Origin of the sequence: Enterococcus rotai (assembly GCF_001465345.1) — a bacterium.
GTDB classification, from domain to species: Bacteria; Bacillota; Bacilli; order Lactobacillales; family Enterococcaceae; genus Enterococcus_L; species Enterococcus_L rotai.
Genome location: NZ_CP013655.1, coordinates 2138147 through 2154819, shown reverse-complemented (window position 1 = coordinate 2154819; position 16673 = coordinate 2138147). Strand labels below are relative to the sequence as shown.

19 protein-coding genes, 1 other RNA gene and 1 pseudogene are annotated in these 16673 nt (G+C 36.0%); 4 read left to right on the top strand and 17 right to left on the bottom strand.

Annotated elements, in window-relative coordinates; genetic code table 11:
• Positions 1 to 126: 126 nt before the first annotated feature.
• The 5 genes and pseudogenes from ATZ35_RS10000 to ATZ35_RS09980 all read right to left on the bottom strand — a co-directional run bounded on the left by ATZ35_RS10000 (position 127) and on the right by ATZ35_RS09980 (position 3625).
• The gene (locus ATZ35_RS10000) at positions 127 to 774 is read right to left on the bottom strand and encodes a beta/alpha barrel domain-containing protein (RefSeq protein WP_208927115.1); all 648 of its coding nucleotides are present in this window, start codon (positions 772 to 774) and stop codon (positions 127 to 129) included.
• A gap of 17 nt (positions 775 to 791) precedes the next feature.
• The gene (locus ATZ35_RS09995; RefSeq protein WP_208927114.1) at positions 792 to 1541 is read right to left on the bottom strand and encodes a 16S rRNA (uracil(1498)-N(3))-methyltransferase; all 750 of its coding nucleotides are present in this window, start codon (positions 1539 to 1541) and stop codon (positions 792 to 794) included.
• A gap of 1 nt (position 1542) precedes the next feature.
• Positions 1543 to 2490: a 50S ribosomal protein L11 methyltransferase gene (gene prmA / locus ATZ35_RS09990; RefSeq protein WP_208927113.1), complete on the bottom strand. Its 948-nt coding sequence runs from the start codon at positions 2488 to 2490 to the stop codon at positions 1543 to 1545.
• Positions 2491 to 2504: 14 nt separating this feature from the next.
• Entirely contained in the window at positions 2505 to 2990 is a 486-nt protein-coding gene (locus ATZ35_RS09985; RefSeq protein WP_208927112.1) for a DUF3013 family protein, read from the bottom strand.
• Positions 2926 to 3625, bottom strand: a pseudogene (locus tag ATZ35_RS09980) (DNA-3-methyladenine glycosylase). The gene ATZ35_RS09985 and the pseudogene ATZ35_RS09980 overlap by 65 nt, the downstream one beginning before the upstream one ends.
• A 426-nt stretch (positions 3626 to 4051) precedes the next feature.
• On the opposite strand from ATZ35_RS09980, the gene ATZ35_RS09975 reads away from it, so the two are divergent.
• From ATZ35_RS09975 to ATZ35_RS09960, 4 genes are all read left to right on the top strand, one after another.
• Positions 4052 to 5335 (top strand): replication-associated recombination protein A, encoded by a 1284-nt coding sequence (locus ATZ35_RS09975; RefSeq protein ID WP_208927110.1) that lies wholly within the window; start codon positions 4052 to 4054, stop codon positions 5333 to 5335.
• Positions 5336 to 5403: 68 nt separating this feature from the next.
• Positions 5404 to 5597: non-coding RNA, 6S RNA (ssrS, locus tag ATZ35_RS09970), on the top strand.
• Between the two features lie 67 nt (positions 5598 to 5664).
• Positions 5665 to 5943 (top strand): hypothetical protein, encoded by a 279-nt coding sequence (locus ATZ35_RS09965; RefSeq protein ID WP_208927109.1) that lies wholly within the window; start codon positions 5665 to 5667, stop codon positions 5941 to 5943.
• 99 nt (positions 5944 to 6042) lie between these two features.
• Positions 6043 to 6519 carry a universal stress protein gene (locus tag ATZ35_RS09960; RefSeq protein WP_208927108.1) on the top strand — a complete coding sequence of 159 codons (477 nt, stop codon included), beginning with the start codon at positions 6043 to 6045 and terminating at the stop codon, positions 6517 to 6519.
• Between the two features lie 57 nt (positions 6520 to 6576).
• Here ATZ35_RS09960 and ATZ35_RS09955 read toward each other — a convergent pair whose 3' ends face one another.
• The 12 genes from ATZ35_RS09955 to ATZ35_RS09900 all read right to left on the bottom strand — a co-directional run bounded on the left by ATZ35_RS09955 (position 6577) and on the right by ATZ35_RS09900 (position 16669).
• The gene (locus tag ATZ35_RS09955; protein ID WP_086280614.1) at positions 6577 to 7764 is read right to left on the bottom strand and encodes an acetate kinase; all 1188 of its coding nucleotides are present in this window, start codon (positions 7762 to 7764) and stop codon (positions 6577 to 6579) included.
• Between the two features lie 25 nt (positions 7765 to 7789).
• Positions 7790 to 8797, bottom strand: a complete 1008-nt coding sequence (locus ATZ35_RS09950) for a class I SAM-dependent methyltransferase (protein ID WP_208927107.1) — start codon at positions 8795 to 8797, stop codon at positions 7790 to 7792.
• Positions 8798 to 9052: 255 nt separating this feature from the next.
• Positions 9053 to 9403 carry a competence type IV pilus minor pilin ComGG gene (gene comGG / locus ATZ35_RS09945; protein WP_208927106.1) on the bottom strand — a complete coding sequence of 117 codons (351 nt, stop codon included), beginning with the start codon at positions 9401 to 9403 and terminating at the stop codon, positions 9053 to 9055.
• Entirely contained in the window at positions 9396 to 9869 is a 474-nt protein-coding gene (gene comGF, locus ATZ35_RS09940) for a competence type IV pilus minor pilin ComGF (protein WP_208927105.1), read from the bottom strand. The genes comGG and comGF overlap by 8 nt, the downstream gene beginning before the upstream one ends.
• Positions 9835 to 10158 carry a competence type IV pilus minor pilin ComGE gene (comGE, locus tag ATZ35_RS09935; RefSeq protein WP_208927104.1) on the bottom strand — a complete coding sequence of 108 codons (324 nt, stop codon included), beginning with the start codon at positions 10156 to 10158 and terminating at the stop codon, positions 9835 to 9837. Before comGE ends, comGF begins: the two co-directional genes overlap by 35 nt.
• The gene (gene comGD, locus ATZ35_RS09930) at positions 10133 to 10588 is read right to left on the bottom strand and encodes a competence type IV pilus minor pilin ComGD (protein ID WP_208927103.1); all 456 of its coding nucleotides are present in this window, start codon (positions 10586 to 10588) and stop codon (positions 10133 to 10135) included. Before comGD ends, comGE begins: the two co-directional genes overlap by 26 nt.
• The gene (comGC, locus tag ATZ35_RS09925; protein WP_208927102.1) at positions 10585 to 10863 is read right to left on the bottom strand and encodes a competence type IV pilus major pilin ComGC; all 279 of its coding nucleotides are present in this window, start codon (positions 10861 to 10863) and stop codon (positions 10585 to 10587) included. Before comGC ends, comGD begins: the two co-directional genes overlap by 4 nt.
• The gene (comGB, locus tag ATZ35_RS09920) at positions 10860 to 11906 is read right to left on the bottom strand and encodes a competence type IV pilus assembly protein ComGB (protein WP_208927101.1); all 1047 of its coding nucleotides are present in this window, start codon (positions 11904 to 11906) and stop codon (positions 10860 to 10862) included. Before comGB ends, comGC begins: the two co-directional genes overlap by 4 nt.
• Positions 11860 to 12822, bottom strand: coding sequence for a competence type IV pilus ATPase ComGA (gene comGA / locus ATZ35_RS09915; RefSeq protein ID WP_208927100.1), 963 nt, complete (start codon positions 12820 to 12822; stop codon positions 11860 to 11862). The genes comGB and comGA overlap by 47 nt, the downstream gene beginning before the upstream one ends.
• Positions 12823 to 13628: 806 nt before the next feature.
• Positions 13629 to 14960 carry an APC family permease gene (locus ATZ35_RS09910; RefSeq protein ID WP_208927099.1) on the bottom strand — a complete coding sequence of 444 codons (1332 nt, stop codon included), beginning with the start codon at positions 14958 to 14960 and terminating at the stop codon, positions 13629 to 13631.
• A gap of 148 nt (positions 14961 to 15108) precedes the next feature.
• Positions 15109 to 15819 carry an L-ribulose-5-phosphate 4-epimerase gene (locus ATZ35_RS09905; RefSeq protein ID WP_279614905.1) on the bottom strand — a complete coding sequence of 237 codons (711 nt, stop codon included), beginning with the start codon at positions 15817 to 15819 and terminating at the stop codon, positions 15109 to 15111.
• Entirely contained in the window at positions 15809 to 16669 is an 861-nt protein-coding gene (locus ATZ35_RS09900) for an L-ribulose-5-phosphate 3-epimerase (RefSeq protein ID WP_208927098.1), read from the bottom strand. The genes ATZ35_RS09905 and ATZ35_RS09900 overlap by 11 nt, the downstream gene beginning before the upstream one ends.
• Positions 16670 to 16673 lie beyond the last annotated feature (4 nt).

Below are 16673 nucleotides of genomic sequence, written 5' to 3'. Positions count from 1 at the left end.
GGTCCGATATCTTTATTTATGTAAATAATCGATCTTTTAAAAAAAGAAAAGCACCACTTGAAACAGTAGCACTTCCAATCTCTTTTATTATACTAACATTTTTCTGGATTTTCAATTCCTCAAATTTTAACTCCATTTTGAAATCAACGGTAAAATCTCACGACCATTGCTAATACCGATATAAGAGGCTCCTGCTTGAAAAAGAAGCTCGATCTCAAGTAATGTTGGTGCTTTTACGTTTACTTGAAAGGTCATTTGCTTTCGTCGACCCGTTCGGAAAATACTCATATCATAGATTGCTTGCTCCATCGTTAAATTTAATCCTAATGAAATCGCATTGATTTTTAATTCTGCTAGATCCATCGTTAATCGTTGTTTTTGGTCATCTGTCAAGTGGCTGCTATCTAAAAAGAATCCCAGTGCATTCCGCCCAAATGATAGTTGTTCTAAAGCTTGATAACTTTCATTACCATAAATTTCTAGTTGATCAGGTGCCATTGTTACAAAAACATCTGCTGCCCCATCTCTATACAACTGTCCTGTTTCAAACGCCTTTTTAGCTAACGTTCCGCCGCCTAACGGAAAATCAACAAAGCTACCTACTTGGATCATAGTTCCAGTTAATAACTGTTTTGCTCTTGCAACATTGTATGGTAAAACAAAAATAGAACGCACAGAAAACTCCTTTAAGAACAGGATTTCTTCTGTAAACTGTTGATCCGTCAGTTCCGGATCCATTAACATAATTGACAGTCTTTGCAACTCTAACTCCATAAAAAACCCCCTAAACCTTACACTAATTCAAATTGATAACTAATTGCACTCAACGCATATAATGGCGCCGTCTCTGTTCGTAAAATACGCGGTCCTAATCCACAAATAATACCGCCGTGATTTTGAAATTCTGCTATTTCCGCAGGAGCAAAGCCTCCCTCTGGACCAAAGATGATCAAAAGCGATTCACCCTGTGCCAATTCCGAAAGTGCCGTTGCAAAAAGACTGCGTTCCCCAATTTTTGCAGACTCTTCGTAAGCAATCAACACTTTATCGTAACTAGAAAAAACATCGATCAACGCTTGCTCTTGTTCTAATAATACAACATCTGGCGCAAACTGACGATGTGATTGCTCAGCTGCTTCTATAGCAATTTTTTTCAAGCGCTCTGTTTTTTTAGCCAGCTTTTTATGATCCCATTTAACAACGGACGTTTTAGCCGGAAACCCAATAAATTTATGACTACCAAGCTCAGTTCCTTTTTGAACGACCCATTCCAGTTTGTCCCCTTTAGGATAACCACAAGCAATCGTAACATTAATAGGCAACTCTTTTTCAGCTTGTTCTTTACTAATTTCTTTTAAATAAACTGCTTCTTCCGTAATATCGGTTATTTCAGCAATGATTGCCAATCGGTCACTAAAAGCTAAAAACACTTGTTGTTGAGGCTCCATCCGCATCACTCGCACGATATGATGATAGTTTTCTCCTGTGATTCGATACTGTGCTTTGGCTTCATAAGGCTCAGTTAAAAAGTAGCGTTGCATCTTACTCTTCCTCTGTTTTCTTTAATATAATCGCATACCAATCCCCTTGTTGGAAAACTTGCTCTACAAGGAAACCCTGTTCAGTCATTTTTTCAATGACCATCGCTTTTTTCTCATGAATGATTCCCGAAACGATCAAGGTACCATCATTTTTCAATAAACGCCAAGCATCTTCGATCATCAAAGTTATGATATCTGCTAAAATATTGGCTACGATCACATCTGCTTCAATCGTTACTTCTTTAAGTAAGTCATTTGCAGAAACCTGAACATCGCTGGCAATCGGATTCATGTCCATATTCTCTTTGGCAGCCGTCACAGCAACTTCATCTAGATCATAAGCATAGACATTTTTAGCGCCCAGATATTTACTAGCAATACTCAATACGCCAGATCCCGTTCCAACGTCCAGTAAAGTTTCACCACCGCGTAATACTGTTTCTAATGCTTGTAACGTTAAGCGAGTGGTTGGATGTGTTCCTGTCCCAAACGCCATTCCTGGATCTAGTGTTATAATTTTTTCAAACTCATCTTGGGCTTCATACTTTTCCCAACTCGGCACGATCGTTAAAAAGCGAGTAACTCGCACTGGGTGATAATATTTTTTCCAGGCAGTAGCCCAATCACTTTCAGCGACTTCACTTACGGTTACATCATTTTTCCCAATGCTTAAACCAAATTCTGGTAAACGAGTAATGCTTTCTTTGATAAAAGGCAATATTTCTGGTAAAAAAGTTGTTTCAGGAAAATAAGCCATTACTAAAGCGCCGTCTTTGATATGTGTGAATTGCTCTTTGTCTAGCAACTCTCCGTAAAGATCACTTTGAAAATTTTCCACATCTAAAGAATCTTCGATGGCAACACCACTGGCACCTGCCTCCATCATAATATTTGAAATTGCTTCAACCGCTTCACTGGCTGTCTCAACTTTTACTTCTGTCCATTTCATATGATCACCTCTTTTTAATAGCTTGGATAAGCGATATATGTGTCGCCATCAGCTTTTTGATATTGTTCTACAGCTCTTTCAAAGGCTTCATCCGACCATTTTAGTTCAAACACTTCCTGATCTTCCTCTGTTAAAAAATCTAACAAGTCACTTTGTCCTTCCGTCAGTACCTCATTTAAATACGTAACAAAACCATCTAATACATATTGTTTGATGCCTTTCTTGCCTTCATAAGGGATAACAGCTAAATAGTCGTTTTCATCTACTGAAGTTTTTGCAGGATTATAAAATAAAACACCATCCTCAAATTCAATGATTTCTTCTTCAGAAACAGTTCCTGTCGCATCGTCAATTTGTTCATGAGCAGTATTTTCAGCGAATAAGCGGAAAACCACTTCGATTGAATGATTTCTGGTATTCCAGTCAAGTGCGACATCATATTCTGTAATATCTTTGGTAATTAGTTGGTCTAAATAAGTTAACATTGTTGGTTTTTTCATTTGGTTTCTTCCTTCCAGCCAAAAGCCTTTTGATCGATATCACTTCTTCGTTGCTTAGAAATATAAGGATTACCTGAAACAACATATCGTAACGGTAATTCTGTCCAAATTCCTTTATTCGGAATGCCAATTCTAGGCAGTGAGATAATTTGCTTGGGTGTTCTTCTTTTTTCAGGCACAATTCGTAAAGAGCTGTCAAAAATCGACTCTCCATATAAGTCTCTATCGATACCTAAAGCAGCGACCAATTTGCCAGGTCCATTCGATAACTCGATGCCTGTTCGTCCATTACGGTTTATTTGCATTCTATCGATGCCTTCAACTGGTTCAATCGCACGAATCATGACTCCTTGAGGTTTCCCTTTTTCTTGGGTCACCATATTTAAAATCAGATGGGTATGCATAGTATATAAATAAATCGTTCCCGGCTTTTCATACATTGCTTTTAAACGAGGAGTATCCCGCAACCCAAAACTATGGGCTGCTTCATCTTCTGGCCCAAGATAAGCTTCTGTATCCACAATATAACCTGCAAGGGTACCAGCTGCTGTTTCGTGTTCTAAGTACATTCCCAATAAAAATTGAGCAATTTCTTCTGTTGATTTTGTATTAAAAATATTTATTGTGTCATTCATTATTTTTCACCACCTCCTATAATACACGAATCTAAGCCTATTATCCATTGAAAGAAGAAACGATTTGTTAGATAAAAGCTGATTTTTTCTTGTTTTGACTGGCAAATCAACGGCTAATACAAACGTACGTTCTTTGTGGTATAATGAATGGATAAAGAAATTATTATTAAGCCGTGTAGGTTAAACGAGCCTGCTACGCTTTTGCTTTGAAACATGCCAAGAAATACAACGAAGTGATGAGTTGATATTGATTGGTACAAGGTGACTGAAAGAAACGTTGTTACCGTATGTTATCTAGCTACGCAAGCTAGCTTCTCGGAAAAAGATAAAAACTAAAATGAGGCAAAGAGCGCCTCAGTTAGTTTTTCCTATTTTTCTGTCGAAGCTGAACGAGCCTGCTACGCTTTTAAATAAGGAGGTCCAACTATGCAAAAACCTTTAGCTTATCGTATGCGTCCACGTAATTTAGATGAAGTGGTTGGTCAACAACATCTTGTTGGACCAGGAAAAATCATTCGTAGAATGGTAGAAGCACGGATGCTTTCTTCAATGATTTTATATGGTCCGCCTGGTACGGGTAAAACAAGTATTGCGAGTGCCATTGCTGGTTCCACAAATTATGCTTTCCGTTTATTGAATGCTGCAACTGATACGAAAAAAGACCTACAGATTGTTGCAGAAGAAGCCAAAATGAGCGGTACTGTGATCTTGTTATTAGATGAAGTTCATCGTTTAGATAAAACAAAGCAAGACTTTTTATTACCCCACCTTGAGAGCGGTCGGATCATTATGATTGGAGCAACAACAGAAAATCCCTATATCACGATCAATCCAGCGATTCGGAGTAGAACGCAAATTTTTGAGGTCAAACCACTAACTGAATTGGATATTCAAAAGGCCATCAAAGAAGCATTAGCTGATAAAGAACGTGGTTTAGGCGAGTTTCCAGTTGTGTTAGAAGAAAAAGCATTGCAGCATCTATCTCGTGCAACAAACGGTGACTTACGAAGCGCATTGAATGGATTGGAGTTAGCTGTAAAATCAACACCTGAAAATGAGAATAAAGAGATTCAGATTAGCCTTTCGATCATTGAAGAATGTGTACAACGGAAAGCGCTGACTCATGATAAAAATGGTGATGCTCATTATGATGTGATTTCAGCCTTTCAAAAATCGATCCGCGGTAGTGACGTTGATGCGGCTCTGCATTATCTGGCTAGGTTAGTTGAAGCTGGTGACTTACCGATCATTTGTCGCCGCCTGATGGTGATTGCCTATGAAGATATTGGTTTAGGTAATCCACCAGCTGCAGCACGAACTATTACAGCGGTTCAAGCCGCAGAGAAATTGGGTTTCCCCGAAGCTCGGATCCCACTTGCTAGTGTCGTGATCGACTTATGCTTATCGCCAAAGTCAAACTCTGCGCTTAGCGCAATCGATGCTGCTTTAGCTGATATACGTGAAGGAAAAGCTGGGGATGTACCCGATCATTTGCGTGATAGTCATTACTCAGGTGCAAAGGATTTGAATCGTGGAATTGGTTATCGCTATCCTCATAATTTTGAGAACGCTTGGGTCGATCAACAGTATCTTCCAGACAAAATAAAAAATGCTCGTTACTATGAACCGATTGATACTGGAAAATATGAACAAGCATTACACCAACAGTATCAACGAATCCAAGATTGGAAACAAGGAAAGAAAACTTAACAATAATCCGCTTTCAAATTTAAGCACTCTCATTGCTGTTTGCTCTATATTGTGCTATTATAAAGATGGTAAATCTGTGATGTGCGCGTTGTCTTTTTTGTGTGTTGACCGAACATTTTATTGATATCTAGGGATCCTTCTGGTACCTAAGCTGGTAACATGCCTTATCATTTGGTAGTTCAAAGCTGTCAGTCGTGGAACCCACCTGCTTTGTTTGCGGGTTCAATACTATAGGACGAATAACGGCATCGACGGATTTTACCATTTTTTTAGATTTTCGAACAATTTGCGAAGTGCAAATTGTTTTTTATTTGATGGAGGTTCAATGCATGATTCGCATACTTATTTTTGTGTCTGTTGCTTTATTAGTTATTATTGGTATCTATTTATTAAAAAAGGCAACTGTTTTTCTACCTTTAATGCACAACGGTGAACCAGACGAAAACACACAATTTTTACATCAATTTGGTGTTTTTTATTTGATTTTAGCAGCTATTGGCATTTTAGTTGGAATCTTTAATTTAACCTTTTTTTCTTTGTTCTACATTTTTAGTTTGCTTGTAATTTCAGCTGTATTCAGTGTTATGTTTGCCAAGAAGATTCTATAACAGTCTCTTCTTTTTTATTTTCCTTTTTTGTGATTTTGTTCTACAATTAAAGTATCAAATGCTAGGTATCTTCAACTATTTGAAAAGGAGTGGTTTATAATGTTACAAAATTATCGTAAAATCATGGTGGCAGTTGACGGGTCAGCTGAGGCAGAATTAGCTTTTCAAAAAGCAATGAATGTTGCTATGAGAAATGATGCTGAACTATTGTTAGCTCATGTTATTGATACACGGGCATTCCAATCTGTTTCTTCTTTTGATGGTGTTTTAGCTGAACAGGCTACTGAAATGGCGAAACAAACGCTGGAAGGTTACAAAAAACAAGCTAAGGAACATGGTTGTGAAAAGGTGTCTAGTGTCATTGAATATGGTTCTCCAAAACCTTTGATTGCAAAGCAATTACCTCAAGATCATGAAGTTGATTTGATCATGTTAGGCGCGACTGGTTTAAATGCTGTTGAGCGATTATTTATTGGATCTGTTTCTGAGTACGTTATTCGCAATGCTACTTGTGATGTGCTAGTGGTAAGAACTGACTTAGACAATAAAATCCCAGTTTCAAAGGATGAAGATTAATTTTAAACATTAAAAGAAGCAACTCGACTTTGGTCGAGTTACTTCTTTTTTTAACAATTATTTTCTTAAACGCTCAACGTCACGAGCAATCATCAATTCTTCATCAGTTGGAATCAATAATACTTTAACTTTAGAGTCGTCTGTAGAAATCACTGATTCTTTTCCACGAACATTGTTTTTCTCGTCATCTAATTCACAACCAAACCAAGTCATGCCTTTGATTACTTCACTACGAACATGTGAATCATTTTCACCAATTCCAGCAGTAAAGACAATTGCATCAACACCGTTTAATACTGTTACATAACTACCGATGTATTTACGGATACGATCAGTAAAGATATCGTAAGCTACTTGAACCGCTTCTTTATCCATATTTGCTTCTAAATCACGCATATCACTAGAAATACCTGTTAAACCAAGTAAACCTGATTTTTTATTTAGGATATCGATCATGTCTTTGATATCAGTCAATTCAAGTTTTTCCATTAAGTAAGCTAATAAAGAAGGATCGATATCACCTGAACGAGTGCCCATTGTTACACCAGCAAGTGGTGTGAAGCCCATTGAGGTATCAACCGATTTACCACCATCAACAGCTGTAATTGATGCACCATTTCCTAAGTGACAAGTAATGATTTTTAACTCTTCAATTGGACGTCCAAGCATTTCTGCTGCACGATCGGCAACATATTTGTGGCTTGTTCCATGTGCACCATATTTACGAGCTGCATATTTGTCATAGTACTCAGTTGGAATACTATATAAGAAGTTGTGTTTAGGCATTGTTGTATGGAATGCAGTATCAAAAACCGCAACACTGATAATTTCAGGTAAGATTTTTTTGAATGCTTTGATTCCCATTGCATTTGCTGGGTTGTGTAGTGGTGCAAGATCTGCTAATTTTTCGATTTTCGCTAAAACTTCATCATCGATAACAACAGAATCTTTAAAGTCTTCTCCACCAGCAACAACACGGTGTCCAACACCTGTAATTTCGTCATAAGAAGCTAGGATATTCAATTCAGTTAATTTATCCAATAACATTTTTACAGCAACATCATGATCATTGATGTCAATGACTTCTTCATATTTTTCGTCGTTGCCATATTTGATTGTAAAGATTGAATCATTTAAACCAATTCGTTCAACGATTCCTTTAGCGATTACTTCTTCAGTTGGCATTTGGTATAACTGCCATTTTAAACTTGAACTTCCAGCATTGATTGCAATTGTTTTAGACATAATACTCTCCTCTTTATCGGTTGTTTTATTTTAAATTTGAAGACTTCCAAGCCTCAAATTGTTGAAAAAATTGTGTAATTTTTGCAGGATCTTTTAATGAACCTAATTTTGCAACAAGTACTTCTTTGACTTGCTCACTGTGTTCGCCTTTATTTTGGACAAACAAAATACTTTTTCTTGATTGGACTGATTTAAACAGTTCATCCGGCAGCTGGATCATTCCTTGGAGATAAACATTTTTTTGCAACCAATTTTTGAAGAATGAACTCTGTTCGGTCTCTAAAATATTGGTTGGTATCAAAAATAGTCCATAACCATCAGGTTTTACAAATTTCATTGCTTGCTCCATCAATAAATGATGGGCATAACTATGTCCTTCTTCTGCTGCTGAATCGAATTCCTTAGCCTTCTCATCATTTGGATAATACCCAATTGGCAAGTCACTGACTGCTATATCAACCGGGTCAACAAGTAAGTCTTGTAAGCCATCTTGATGGAATAGTTGTATTGCCGCTTTTGTCCACTCATTATTAGTAGCCGAAACTGAAAGCAATGTATCGTCAATATCTACACCAAAACCTTGAGCTTGATAGTTTGCTATATTCAGGTTAAGAATGATCGTTAAAAGAAGATTTCCCATGCCTGATGCAATATCTAATATCTTTAGTGAATAGTCTTGTTTGTATAGTTGTTCGATCAAATAAACAAACAAGAAACCGATACTATCCGGCGTTAGCTGATGATTGGCCTGTAAGGACTCAGCTTTATTCCCTTTAAGTAAGATCAACTGTGACAAACGTCTAATTTCTTCTGGTTCCAGTTCGATTGCTTGTAGTTGTTGATAAATGGTTTTAAGCTTTTGAACAGTTTGCTCATCAGGAACTCCATCCAACACACGTACTTGGAAATTATCAATGATATTTTCGCCATTTTCAGTGTATGCATCTAGAAAAGATGTGTCTAAAGATTGTTTAAGCAATTGGATGGACTGTTCCATTAAACCGAAAGCCTTTTCTATTTTCTCAGGGAACAAAAGAAACACCTCAATTTCCATCTATAATATAACAATTTTCATACCTGTTCTATTTTAACGAAAAAGCTGACAATAATCAATCAATTTCCCAATATTATTTATAAATCGCTGAACTACTCTTATTTTTTTAAAATAATTTAATGCACCAAACAAGTTTTCTTTCCAAAAACATCTCTCTGTATTAGTTTTTTTTAATTTTAGTTTGAAACACGTTTCACAAATTTTGAAATGCCTTAACTTTTACTGATTGTCTATTTATTTTTTGGGTTGAATTTTATCTACTTCAATTTCTCGATACTCTTCTTGAAATTTGTAAGTTTTTTGATTTAATTGAACTACAAATTTCAGCACCGCTCGATCATACTCATAGTGTACGATTCCTGCTGAAAAATTCTGTTGTCCTTTATTTTTAAGCTTTGCGTTTCCTTGTTTAACGTCAGAAAGAAGCATACTTACCATTGTTTTTGCGATGTAGTACTCTTTTGTCTTTTGTGTAAATTGCTGCGTTAACTGAAAATCATCTAAAACCTGGATAAAGATAAAACTAAATAAGAATACAACTAGTAATGCTGTAAGTAAGATGCCCCCTTTATAGTTATCATTCATGCTTATGATCCCCAGTAATGATCCATTTTGCAGCAGCGTAAACATCATTTTCAAACGTTACTTCTATCATGACATACTTACCTTTCTCTTTAAATATAGCTTGTTTGACCTCTGTAAGAAGTGGTTGATAGCCACCATTTTCTACTTTTACAATTTTACCAAGTTTATGTTCAATCCAGACCTTTTTATTATTTTTTGTATTTGTTAGTATAATTTTATTCGATTGGGTCTTTTCATAGTGGCAACTTTTCACTTCACTTTCTAACTGAATTATAAATATTTGCCATTCTTTTTCTCGTTCATTTTTCAAACGACTTGTCACGACAACAGCATTTTTGATAGAGGCAGAAAAAAGCAGACAAATGATCGATAGTACCAATAGAGCGAGTAAACATTCTATTAACGTAAAACCTGAAAACTTATGTTGTTTATTATTCTTTCTTAAGTATAAAGCCCTCTTTTCCATTTGTGATCTCCACTTCAACCAATTTATTATTTCGATTATCAAAACGCACCTGATAACTGCTATTTGATAAATGCTCACCTTGAATAGACTCTTCTCCATAATTCTCATAACTCTTCATTTCTTCATATAGTACACGGTGCATCATCAATTGTTCTGTCGCTTGTCTGTTTTTTCTAAGCAACAGTGTATTTAACGAAATATAGCTCCCAATTATTATGCATAACAGACCCAGCGCAACTAAACTTTCAAGTAAAAGATAGCCTTTATAACTGCTTGATTTTTTTAACATATCGGCCACTCCCCATTTGAAATTGAAATTCGATCATTTGATTTTTTTCTCCCCATAAAAAAGAGAATTTTGCTAGTTTACCATTATTTCCTGAACCATTTTTAAAAATAATCTTATCCGGTCCATCCGCTTTTAATGCTGTTGGAACGTTTAGAATAGCTTCATTAGTTGGATGATTGTTTTTGTCTAGAAGAAATTTGATTTGCTGCTTCTGTTTAAAGAATAAGATTTGTGTGTCTGTCATCTCGACAACCGCCATTTGTTGGGTAAACAACATTTTCTTCTCAAATGAGGATAAAAAATGTTCAACCATCAACACTTGCTGTGTTTTCTTTATAGCAAGTGTTGGCAGCAACATAAACATTGTACAAATAAATAAAACCAGCAACGATTCAATCAACGTAAAACCTTCTTGATTCTTTAGAGTCATTTTTTGCTAGCCTGATATTTATCATATTGCTCTTGTGTGATATATTGTTCATTCAACAGCTGTTCTATCGTTGGTGTTTGATTTTTTTCCATCGTGTAAAGATCAATTTGAGTCTCTACTATTTTGACTATTGCCTCATTGCCTTTTTTATCCACACCTTCTTTATGTTTAGCCAGGTTGGGCACAAATAATAGAATCAAAACAGAAATTATCAATAATACAACTAGCATTTCTAATAAGGTAAATCCTCCATATTTCATTTTTTTTAGCTTCATAAAAACTCCTCCATTCCACCATAAATTGGCAATAGCATTGCGGCATAAATACTTACAACTAGTAAAGCAACCACTAAAAATATGATTGGTTGTATCCACTGGATCAGTTTTTCTATCCGTTTGAAGAAATGTCGCCAACAAATCTCACTATACAAAATCAATTCTTTCCCTAAGTTTCCTTTCACTTGTCCTTGTTGAATAATCAAAGACAATTCTGGCGAAAAAAACGAAAATTTTGGTAGTTGCTCATAAATTGTTTGTCCCAACATTGATTGTTCTTCAATTTTTTCAGAAAGTTCACTCATGAGCGAACGTTGGTCTATGATTTGCATCAAGTGAATAACCGTTTTGATTTCCAAACCTTGAGAAAATAACTTGCCCCATTCAAGAGCAAAAAAAGCTGAAGTGTATTCTCTATAAAAGCTCCCTAAAACAGGTAATTTAGAAATGTATACAGCCTTCTGTAAATAAGTTTTTTTCCTAAAAAACCAACGAATCAAGACAATCAGAACGACCATACTGAATAAAAAAGAAAGGATAAAATACGGACTTTGTTGAATGAAGAGGATTCCAATATTATTCGCTTGAATCGTTCCATTTGCCATCAATTGAGGTAACAAAATTTGACGAATGCTAATCAAAACAACCGTTAAAAAAAGTAAAAGTAGTACCGGATAGCTGATTACTTTATAAAAATTTTGTCGTTGTTTCTCCATAATTTTCAAATGCTGTTTAATTTTTTTTAGTGTTCCTACTAAATCACCATGCGTCTGAGCAAATTCAATCTGTGTAATAATTGTTCCTTGAACCCCCAATTCAGCCAACCCATTGTGTAACGGATCTCCCCGCTCCATAAAATCTAACAGAAAATCAATGCTATCTTTTTGAACAGAACGAGATTTTTTCATAAACAGCAAGCTTTCTTTGATCGTGAAACCATTACTTAATAAATCTGCAAGCAACTGAATAAACCCCTGTTGCTCTTTTTTTGATAAATTAATCTTCTTTTTCTTCCTCAAATGTTTGATTATCAATAAAGCCATATGCCCAAACCTTTCTTAATTCTTGTGACCACTTAGAAACCATTTTTCTAGAAAAATTATAGTCCATAAGTAATCCACTAATTTCTTCATCCTTTGTCGTCCGAAACGGTAATAATCGTTGATAAATAATGCTTGCTAAACATTCTGACACCTCTCTTTGTTGGACCCCTAATTCAGCTAACCGTTCATACACTCCGCTAATACTTCTTGCATGTATCGTTGCAAACACTGTATGCCCTGTAAGTGCCGCTCTGATTGCAGCCTGTGCAGTAAGCCCATCTCTAATTTCTCCAATAATTAAAATGTCTGGGCGATGACGTAAACAGGCCTTGATCAATACATCATAGGTCAAATCGATTTTAGAATTTGTCTGTAACTGTAAAAAAGTCTCTTCTTCGATTTCAACGGGGTCTTCAATCGTAATGACTTGTTGAAACTGGTCCGTTTCTTTTGCAAGTTTGTACATCAAGGTTGTCTTGCCTGAGCCAACTGGACCACAAAACAAGTGCAAGCCACGACGTTTAACCTGCTTTCTAACCATTACTAATTGTTGAGGTAAAAAATAATTCTCACGACTATTGCCAAAAACATGTAAAAAACGAATAACTAAACTTTCCCTTTGTCTAAAATCTCCAACCGTTGATAAGCGCAATCGTATTGCCTCTTTGTTGATCATGTAAGTTGCAGCCCCCACTTGCGCTTTTCTTTTTTCACCAACGTCCATACCCCCGATAAATTTAAAATGAAAAATCAATTTTTCACCGTTGCTTTCATTCAGTTCTTGAAAAACTACTCGTTTTTTTCCTTTTCTAGTAAAGATCTGAACCTTATTCTCAATAGGTAAAATATAGATATCTTGCAAACATTCAGCAACACCCCACTTAATTAAATTTAGAGAAAGTTCTTTAATATCCATTTTCGTCCCTCCTTACAGTAAATATACGCAGTTAAATAAAAAAATAGCGAAAAAAAAAACGGGTGTGGGACAAAAGTAAAAAAAATTTTGTTTCACACCCTGAATACAAATAAACGGTGGGAGCAGAAGCAACGCCTTCGGAAATAAGCTGAAATTGCTGTAAAACACAACGAGGAACGAGTTGATGCTTTCTCGTCAAAGACTCGTCGCAGATAAACATTGTTGCACAGTACCTACTTGGTCACAAAAATTTGAAGAGCACCGAGTAGGTACCAATCATCATCAGTTCGTAAACTCACTGTGATTCTTGGCAATTTTCATGAATTCCTTCTTATTTCTCGGGGTTAAGCACTCCTGTCCCAACCTTGTCTTAAAATTAGCTTAGTTATTCCATTTTTCATTCAAGCTTTTCTAATTCAGCTCTACCTAATTATTTTGGATCAAATCAATAGAACTTGAAAATATATGATCTATTTTTAGTCTTTAAAGTAAAAAAATAAAGCTGTAAGTGTTGAAAAATCAACACTACAGCTTTACCAAGAGTTCTGATGCACTATCTTCCCCAAAATAGTTTATCGTTTTGATATATTCATTATACTAAAAAAACGATCAGAATAACTTTCAGAAATTGTTAATTTTATTAAAATTTTTGAGAAAAAGTTACTCCCACTCAAAAGGGTTGAGTAGGAGCACTTGCTTTATCTAATGACAAAGACTTAGATCAACTCTATTATATCAAATATTTTAGGTTGTTTTTCTCAATCTCTTAGTATAAAGTGTTAACTTTTTGACAATACTTCTCTCCCTTATTTGATCTTTCGTCCATTTATTTTTTGATTTATCAGATAAACCGGGATTCCTAACAATGTAATCCCAATTCCAATACTAGCCAACATTGTTTGTGTAAACAATGTTGTAATCAAAATAAACGCCCCACCTAAAATTGCGATGATTGGAATGATAGGATAAAATGGAACTCGATAAGGTCGATTAAGTTCAGGCTCTTTTTTTCTTAAAATCAATACAGCCACAAATATCAATAAACTAAACAGCCACATAACAAAAACCAGCATATCAGTCAATAAATCAAAACTACCTATAGACATCATAATAGCCGCAATACTAAATTGAAAAATTCCTGCTATATAAGGAACCACAAACTTCTTCGATAATTTTTGAAATTGTTGACTGAAAGGGATCATCTCTTCCAATGCCAATGCATATGGCACTCGAATTCCTGTCATCGTATATCCATTCAATGCGCCATAAACAGAAATTAAAATACCGATTGTTACTAATTTACCGCCAATCGAACCAAAAATTTGGTTTGAAGCTTCTGATGCAGCATTGAGATTGCCTGAAAGTTGCTCGATCGGTAATGTTTGTAAGAAAACAAAATTGATTAAAACATAAACGATTGTAATAAACGTCAACCCCAAAAAGATTGCTTTAGGTAAATCTTTTTCTGGTCGTTTCATTTCGCCAGCTACAGCCCCTACTCCTAACCAACCATCGTATGCAAACATTGTTGCTAGCAAAGAACCACTAAGCGCTTGAATAAAACTACTATCTCCGCCAGGTTTGATAGGAAATAATGAAACCTCCACATTCGCTGGCATGAATAGTCCTACCAACACAATCAAAGCAATTGGGATCATCTTAATAATTAATGTAAATGATTGCATATTTGCCGCTGTTTTTGTTCCCAATAAATTGACCACAGTCACACTTAATCCAGTTGCAAATGCTATCGGTAGTAAAAAATCGTTTGGTAAATGGAATAAGTGAATAAACTGAGTTCCAAAAATAATGGATAGTGCTGCAATATTTGCCGGAAAGTAGATCACACTTTGTGCCCAGCCCAATAAAAACCCTGGTAACTTTCCATAAGTATACTCAATATATTTGACGGCCCCGCCCGTTTTTGGAATTGCTGTGGCTAACTCTGCACTAGTTAATCCTGCACACAATGTCAGTATACCTCCTAAAATCCAAGCAAAAATCGTTAGACTCGGAGACTGGGCAAAACTGACTACACTTGCTGTTTTAAAAAATACTCCAGCCCCAATAACAGTCCCCATAACTGTTGAAAAAGCGCCAAATAAAGAAATTTCCCGCTTTAAATTATTCTCTACCATGCCTATCCCCTTTCTATCTATCAAGTTATTTTTCTAGTATAGCTTTTCTGAAGTTAAATTCAAGTCTTTCCTAGCCTTTACAAAGAAAAAAGTATAGATAAGCCGTTATCAAGCTTTATCTATACTTTTAATTGAAAGAAATTTAGTTCTAATTTTGCCCATAATAAGCGTTTGAACCGTGTTTTCTAAAAAAATGTTTATCTAAAAGATATTGTGGAATTGGCTGAACAGCTTCATTTACAACTTCTGTCATACTCGCCATTTCTGCTACTTCATCTAAAACAATACTATTTTCTACGGCTTTTTGCGGCGTTTGTCCCCAGGTGAATGGTCCATGACCGTACACTAATACTCCTGGAACAGCCAAAGGATCGATTGCTTTTTCTTTGAAGGTTTCTACAATCACTTTCCCAGTCTCAAGTTCATAGGCTGACGTAACTTCTTCTGGTGTTAATTGACGGGTACAAGGCACCCCACCATAAAATGTATCAGCATGGGTGGTTCCGTATGCAGGAATTTCACGACCTGCTTGTGCCCACATGACTGCATATTTTGAATGAGTATGTACCACTGAACCAATTTCTTTAAACGCTTTGTATAATGCTACATGGGTCGCTAAATCAGATGACGGCTTTAATCCTGCCTCGATTGTCTCTCCATTCAAATCAGTCACGACCATATCACCCGACTTCATCGTACTATAAGAAACGCCACTCGGCTTGATTACGATCACCCCAGCCTCTCGATTGATCTCACTCACATTCCCCCAAGTAAGCTTGACCAATCCAGCATCAGGCAGCTCCAAATTTGCAGCAAAAACCCTTTCTTTCATTTCTTGAATCAATTGTTCAGTTGTCAATATAGCCTGCCTCCTTTAAATATGGCCATAAAAATGCTTTTGCTTCTTCTATTTCTTTTTCAGGAGTGTCGCTATTTTCACTCCACATTTCAATTAAAAATGGCCCATGATATTCCAACCGTTTCAATGTTTTGAAACATCCTAAGAAATCTACACAGCCATTGCCAAATGGCACTTCTTTAAATTTCCCAGCAAACTGATCTGTCACGGCTAATGTATCTTTTAGATGAATCGCAGAAATTTGATCGATTCCAATTTCTAGTTCATAACCAACATCATTTCCTGGCCACGCCGACAGATTCCCAAGATCGGGGTATACTTGTAAATAGGGAGAACGGATTTGTTCTTTGATCTTTAAAAATTTGGAGATGGAATTCATGAACGGATCGTCCATGATTTCAATAGATAAGACAATTTCTTTGGATGCTGCCATTGCTACAGCCTGCTTTAAATTTTCGATAAAATATTCCCTTGATCTCAATGTTTTCTCTTCGTAATAGACATCATAACCGGCTAATTGGATTGTACGTACCCCTAAATCCGATGCTAAATTTAGCGCTTTTTCCATTAATTCTAAAGCAATTGCTCGTACTTTAGCATCCTCAGATCCAAAAGGAAAACGTCGGTGTCCGCTTAAACAAATCGATAAAATTTTTACATTTGTCTCATCAATGGCTTCTCTGATTTCTTTACGTTCTTCACGAGTCCAGTCCAACCGATCAAGTCGCTCATCTGTTTCATCAATCGACATTTCAACAAAATCAAAACCTAGCTTTTTTGCAAGTAACAAACGTTCTTTCCAACTAATATTTTTAGGAAGTGCTTTTTCGTAGATCCCTAATGTAGTCACCTAT

What these genes read in the sequence shown, in the direction of transcription:
- comGA (WP_208927100.1), bottom strand. Translation starts at nt 12,822, where the DNA reads ATGGATATTAAAGAACTTTCTCTAAATTTAATTAAGTGGGGTGTTGCT.
- comGE (WP_208927104.1), bottom strand. Translation starts at nt 10,158, where the DNA reads ATGTTAAAAAAATCAAGCAGTTATAAAGGCTATCTTTTACTTGAAAGT.
- ATZ35_RS09955 (WP_086280614.1), bottom strand. Translation starts at nt 7,764, where the DNA reads ATGTCTAAAACAATTGCAATCAATGCTGGAAGTTCAAGTTTAAAATGG.
- ATZ35_RS09985 (WP_208927112.1), bottom strand. Translation starts at nt 2,990, where the DNA reads ATGAAAAAACCAACAATGTTAACTTATTTAGACCAACTAATTACCAAA.
- ATZ35_RS09910 (WP_208927099.1), bottom strand. Translation starts at nt 14,960, where the DNA reads ATGGTAGAGAATAATTTAAAGCGGGAAATTTCTTTATTTGGCGCTTTT.
- comGG (WP_208927106.1), bottom strand. Translation starts at nt 9,403, where the DNA reads ATGAATGATAACTATAAAGGGGGCATCTTACTTACAGCATTACTAGTT.
- ATZ35_RS09975 (WP_208927110.1), top strand. Translation starts at nt 4,052, where the DNA reads ATGCAAAAACCTTTAGCTTATCGTATGCGTCCACGTAATTTAGATGAA.
- ATZ35_RS10000 (WP_208927115.1), bottom strand. Translation starts at nt 774, where the DNA reads ATGGAGTTAGAGTTGCAAAGACTGTCAATTATGTTAATGGATCCGGAA.
- ATZ35_RS09995 (WP_208927114.1), bottom strand. Translation starts at nt 1,541, where the DNA reads ATGCAACGCTACTTTTTAACTGAGCCTTATGAAGCCAAAGCACAGTAT.
- comGF (WP_208927105.1), bottom strand. Translation starts at nt 9,869, where the DNA reads ATGGAAAAGAGGGCTTTATACTTAAGAAAGAATAATAAACAACATAAG.
- prmA (WP_208927113.1), bottom strand. Translation starts at nt 2,490, where the DNA reads ATGAAATGGACAGAAGTAAAAGTTGAGACAGCCAGTGAAGCGGTTGAA.
- comGD (WP_208927103.1), bottom strand. Translation starts at nt 10,588, where the DNA reads ATGACTCTAAAGAATCAAGAAGGTTTTACGTTGATTGAATCGTTGCTG.
- comGC (WP_208927102.1), bottom strand. Translation starts at nt 10,863, where the DNA reads ATGAAGCTAAAAAAAATGAAATATGGAGGATTTACCTTATTAGAAATG.
- comGB (WP_208927101.1), bottom strand. Translation starts at nt 11,906, where the DNA reads ATGGCTTTATTGATAATCAAACATTTGAGGAAGAAAAAGAAGATTAAT.
- ATZ35_RS09960 (WP_208927108.1), top strand. Translation starts at nt 6,043, where the DNA reads ATGTTACAAAATTATCGTAAAATCATGGTGGCAGTTGACGGGTCAGCT.
- ATZ35_RS09965 (WP_208927109.1), top strand. Translation starts at nt 5,665, where the DNA reads ATGATTCGCATACTTATTTTTGTGTCTGTTGCTTTATTAGTTATTATT.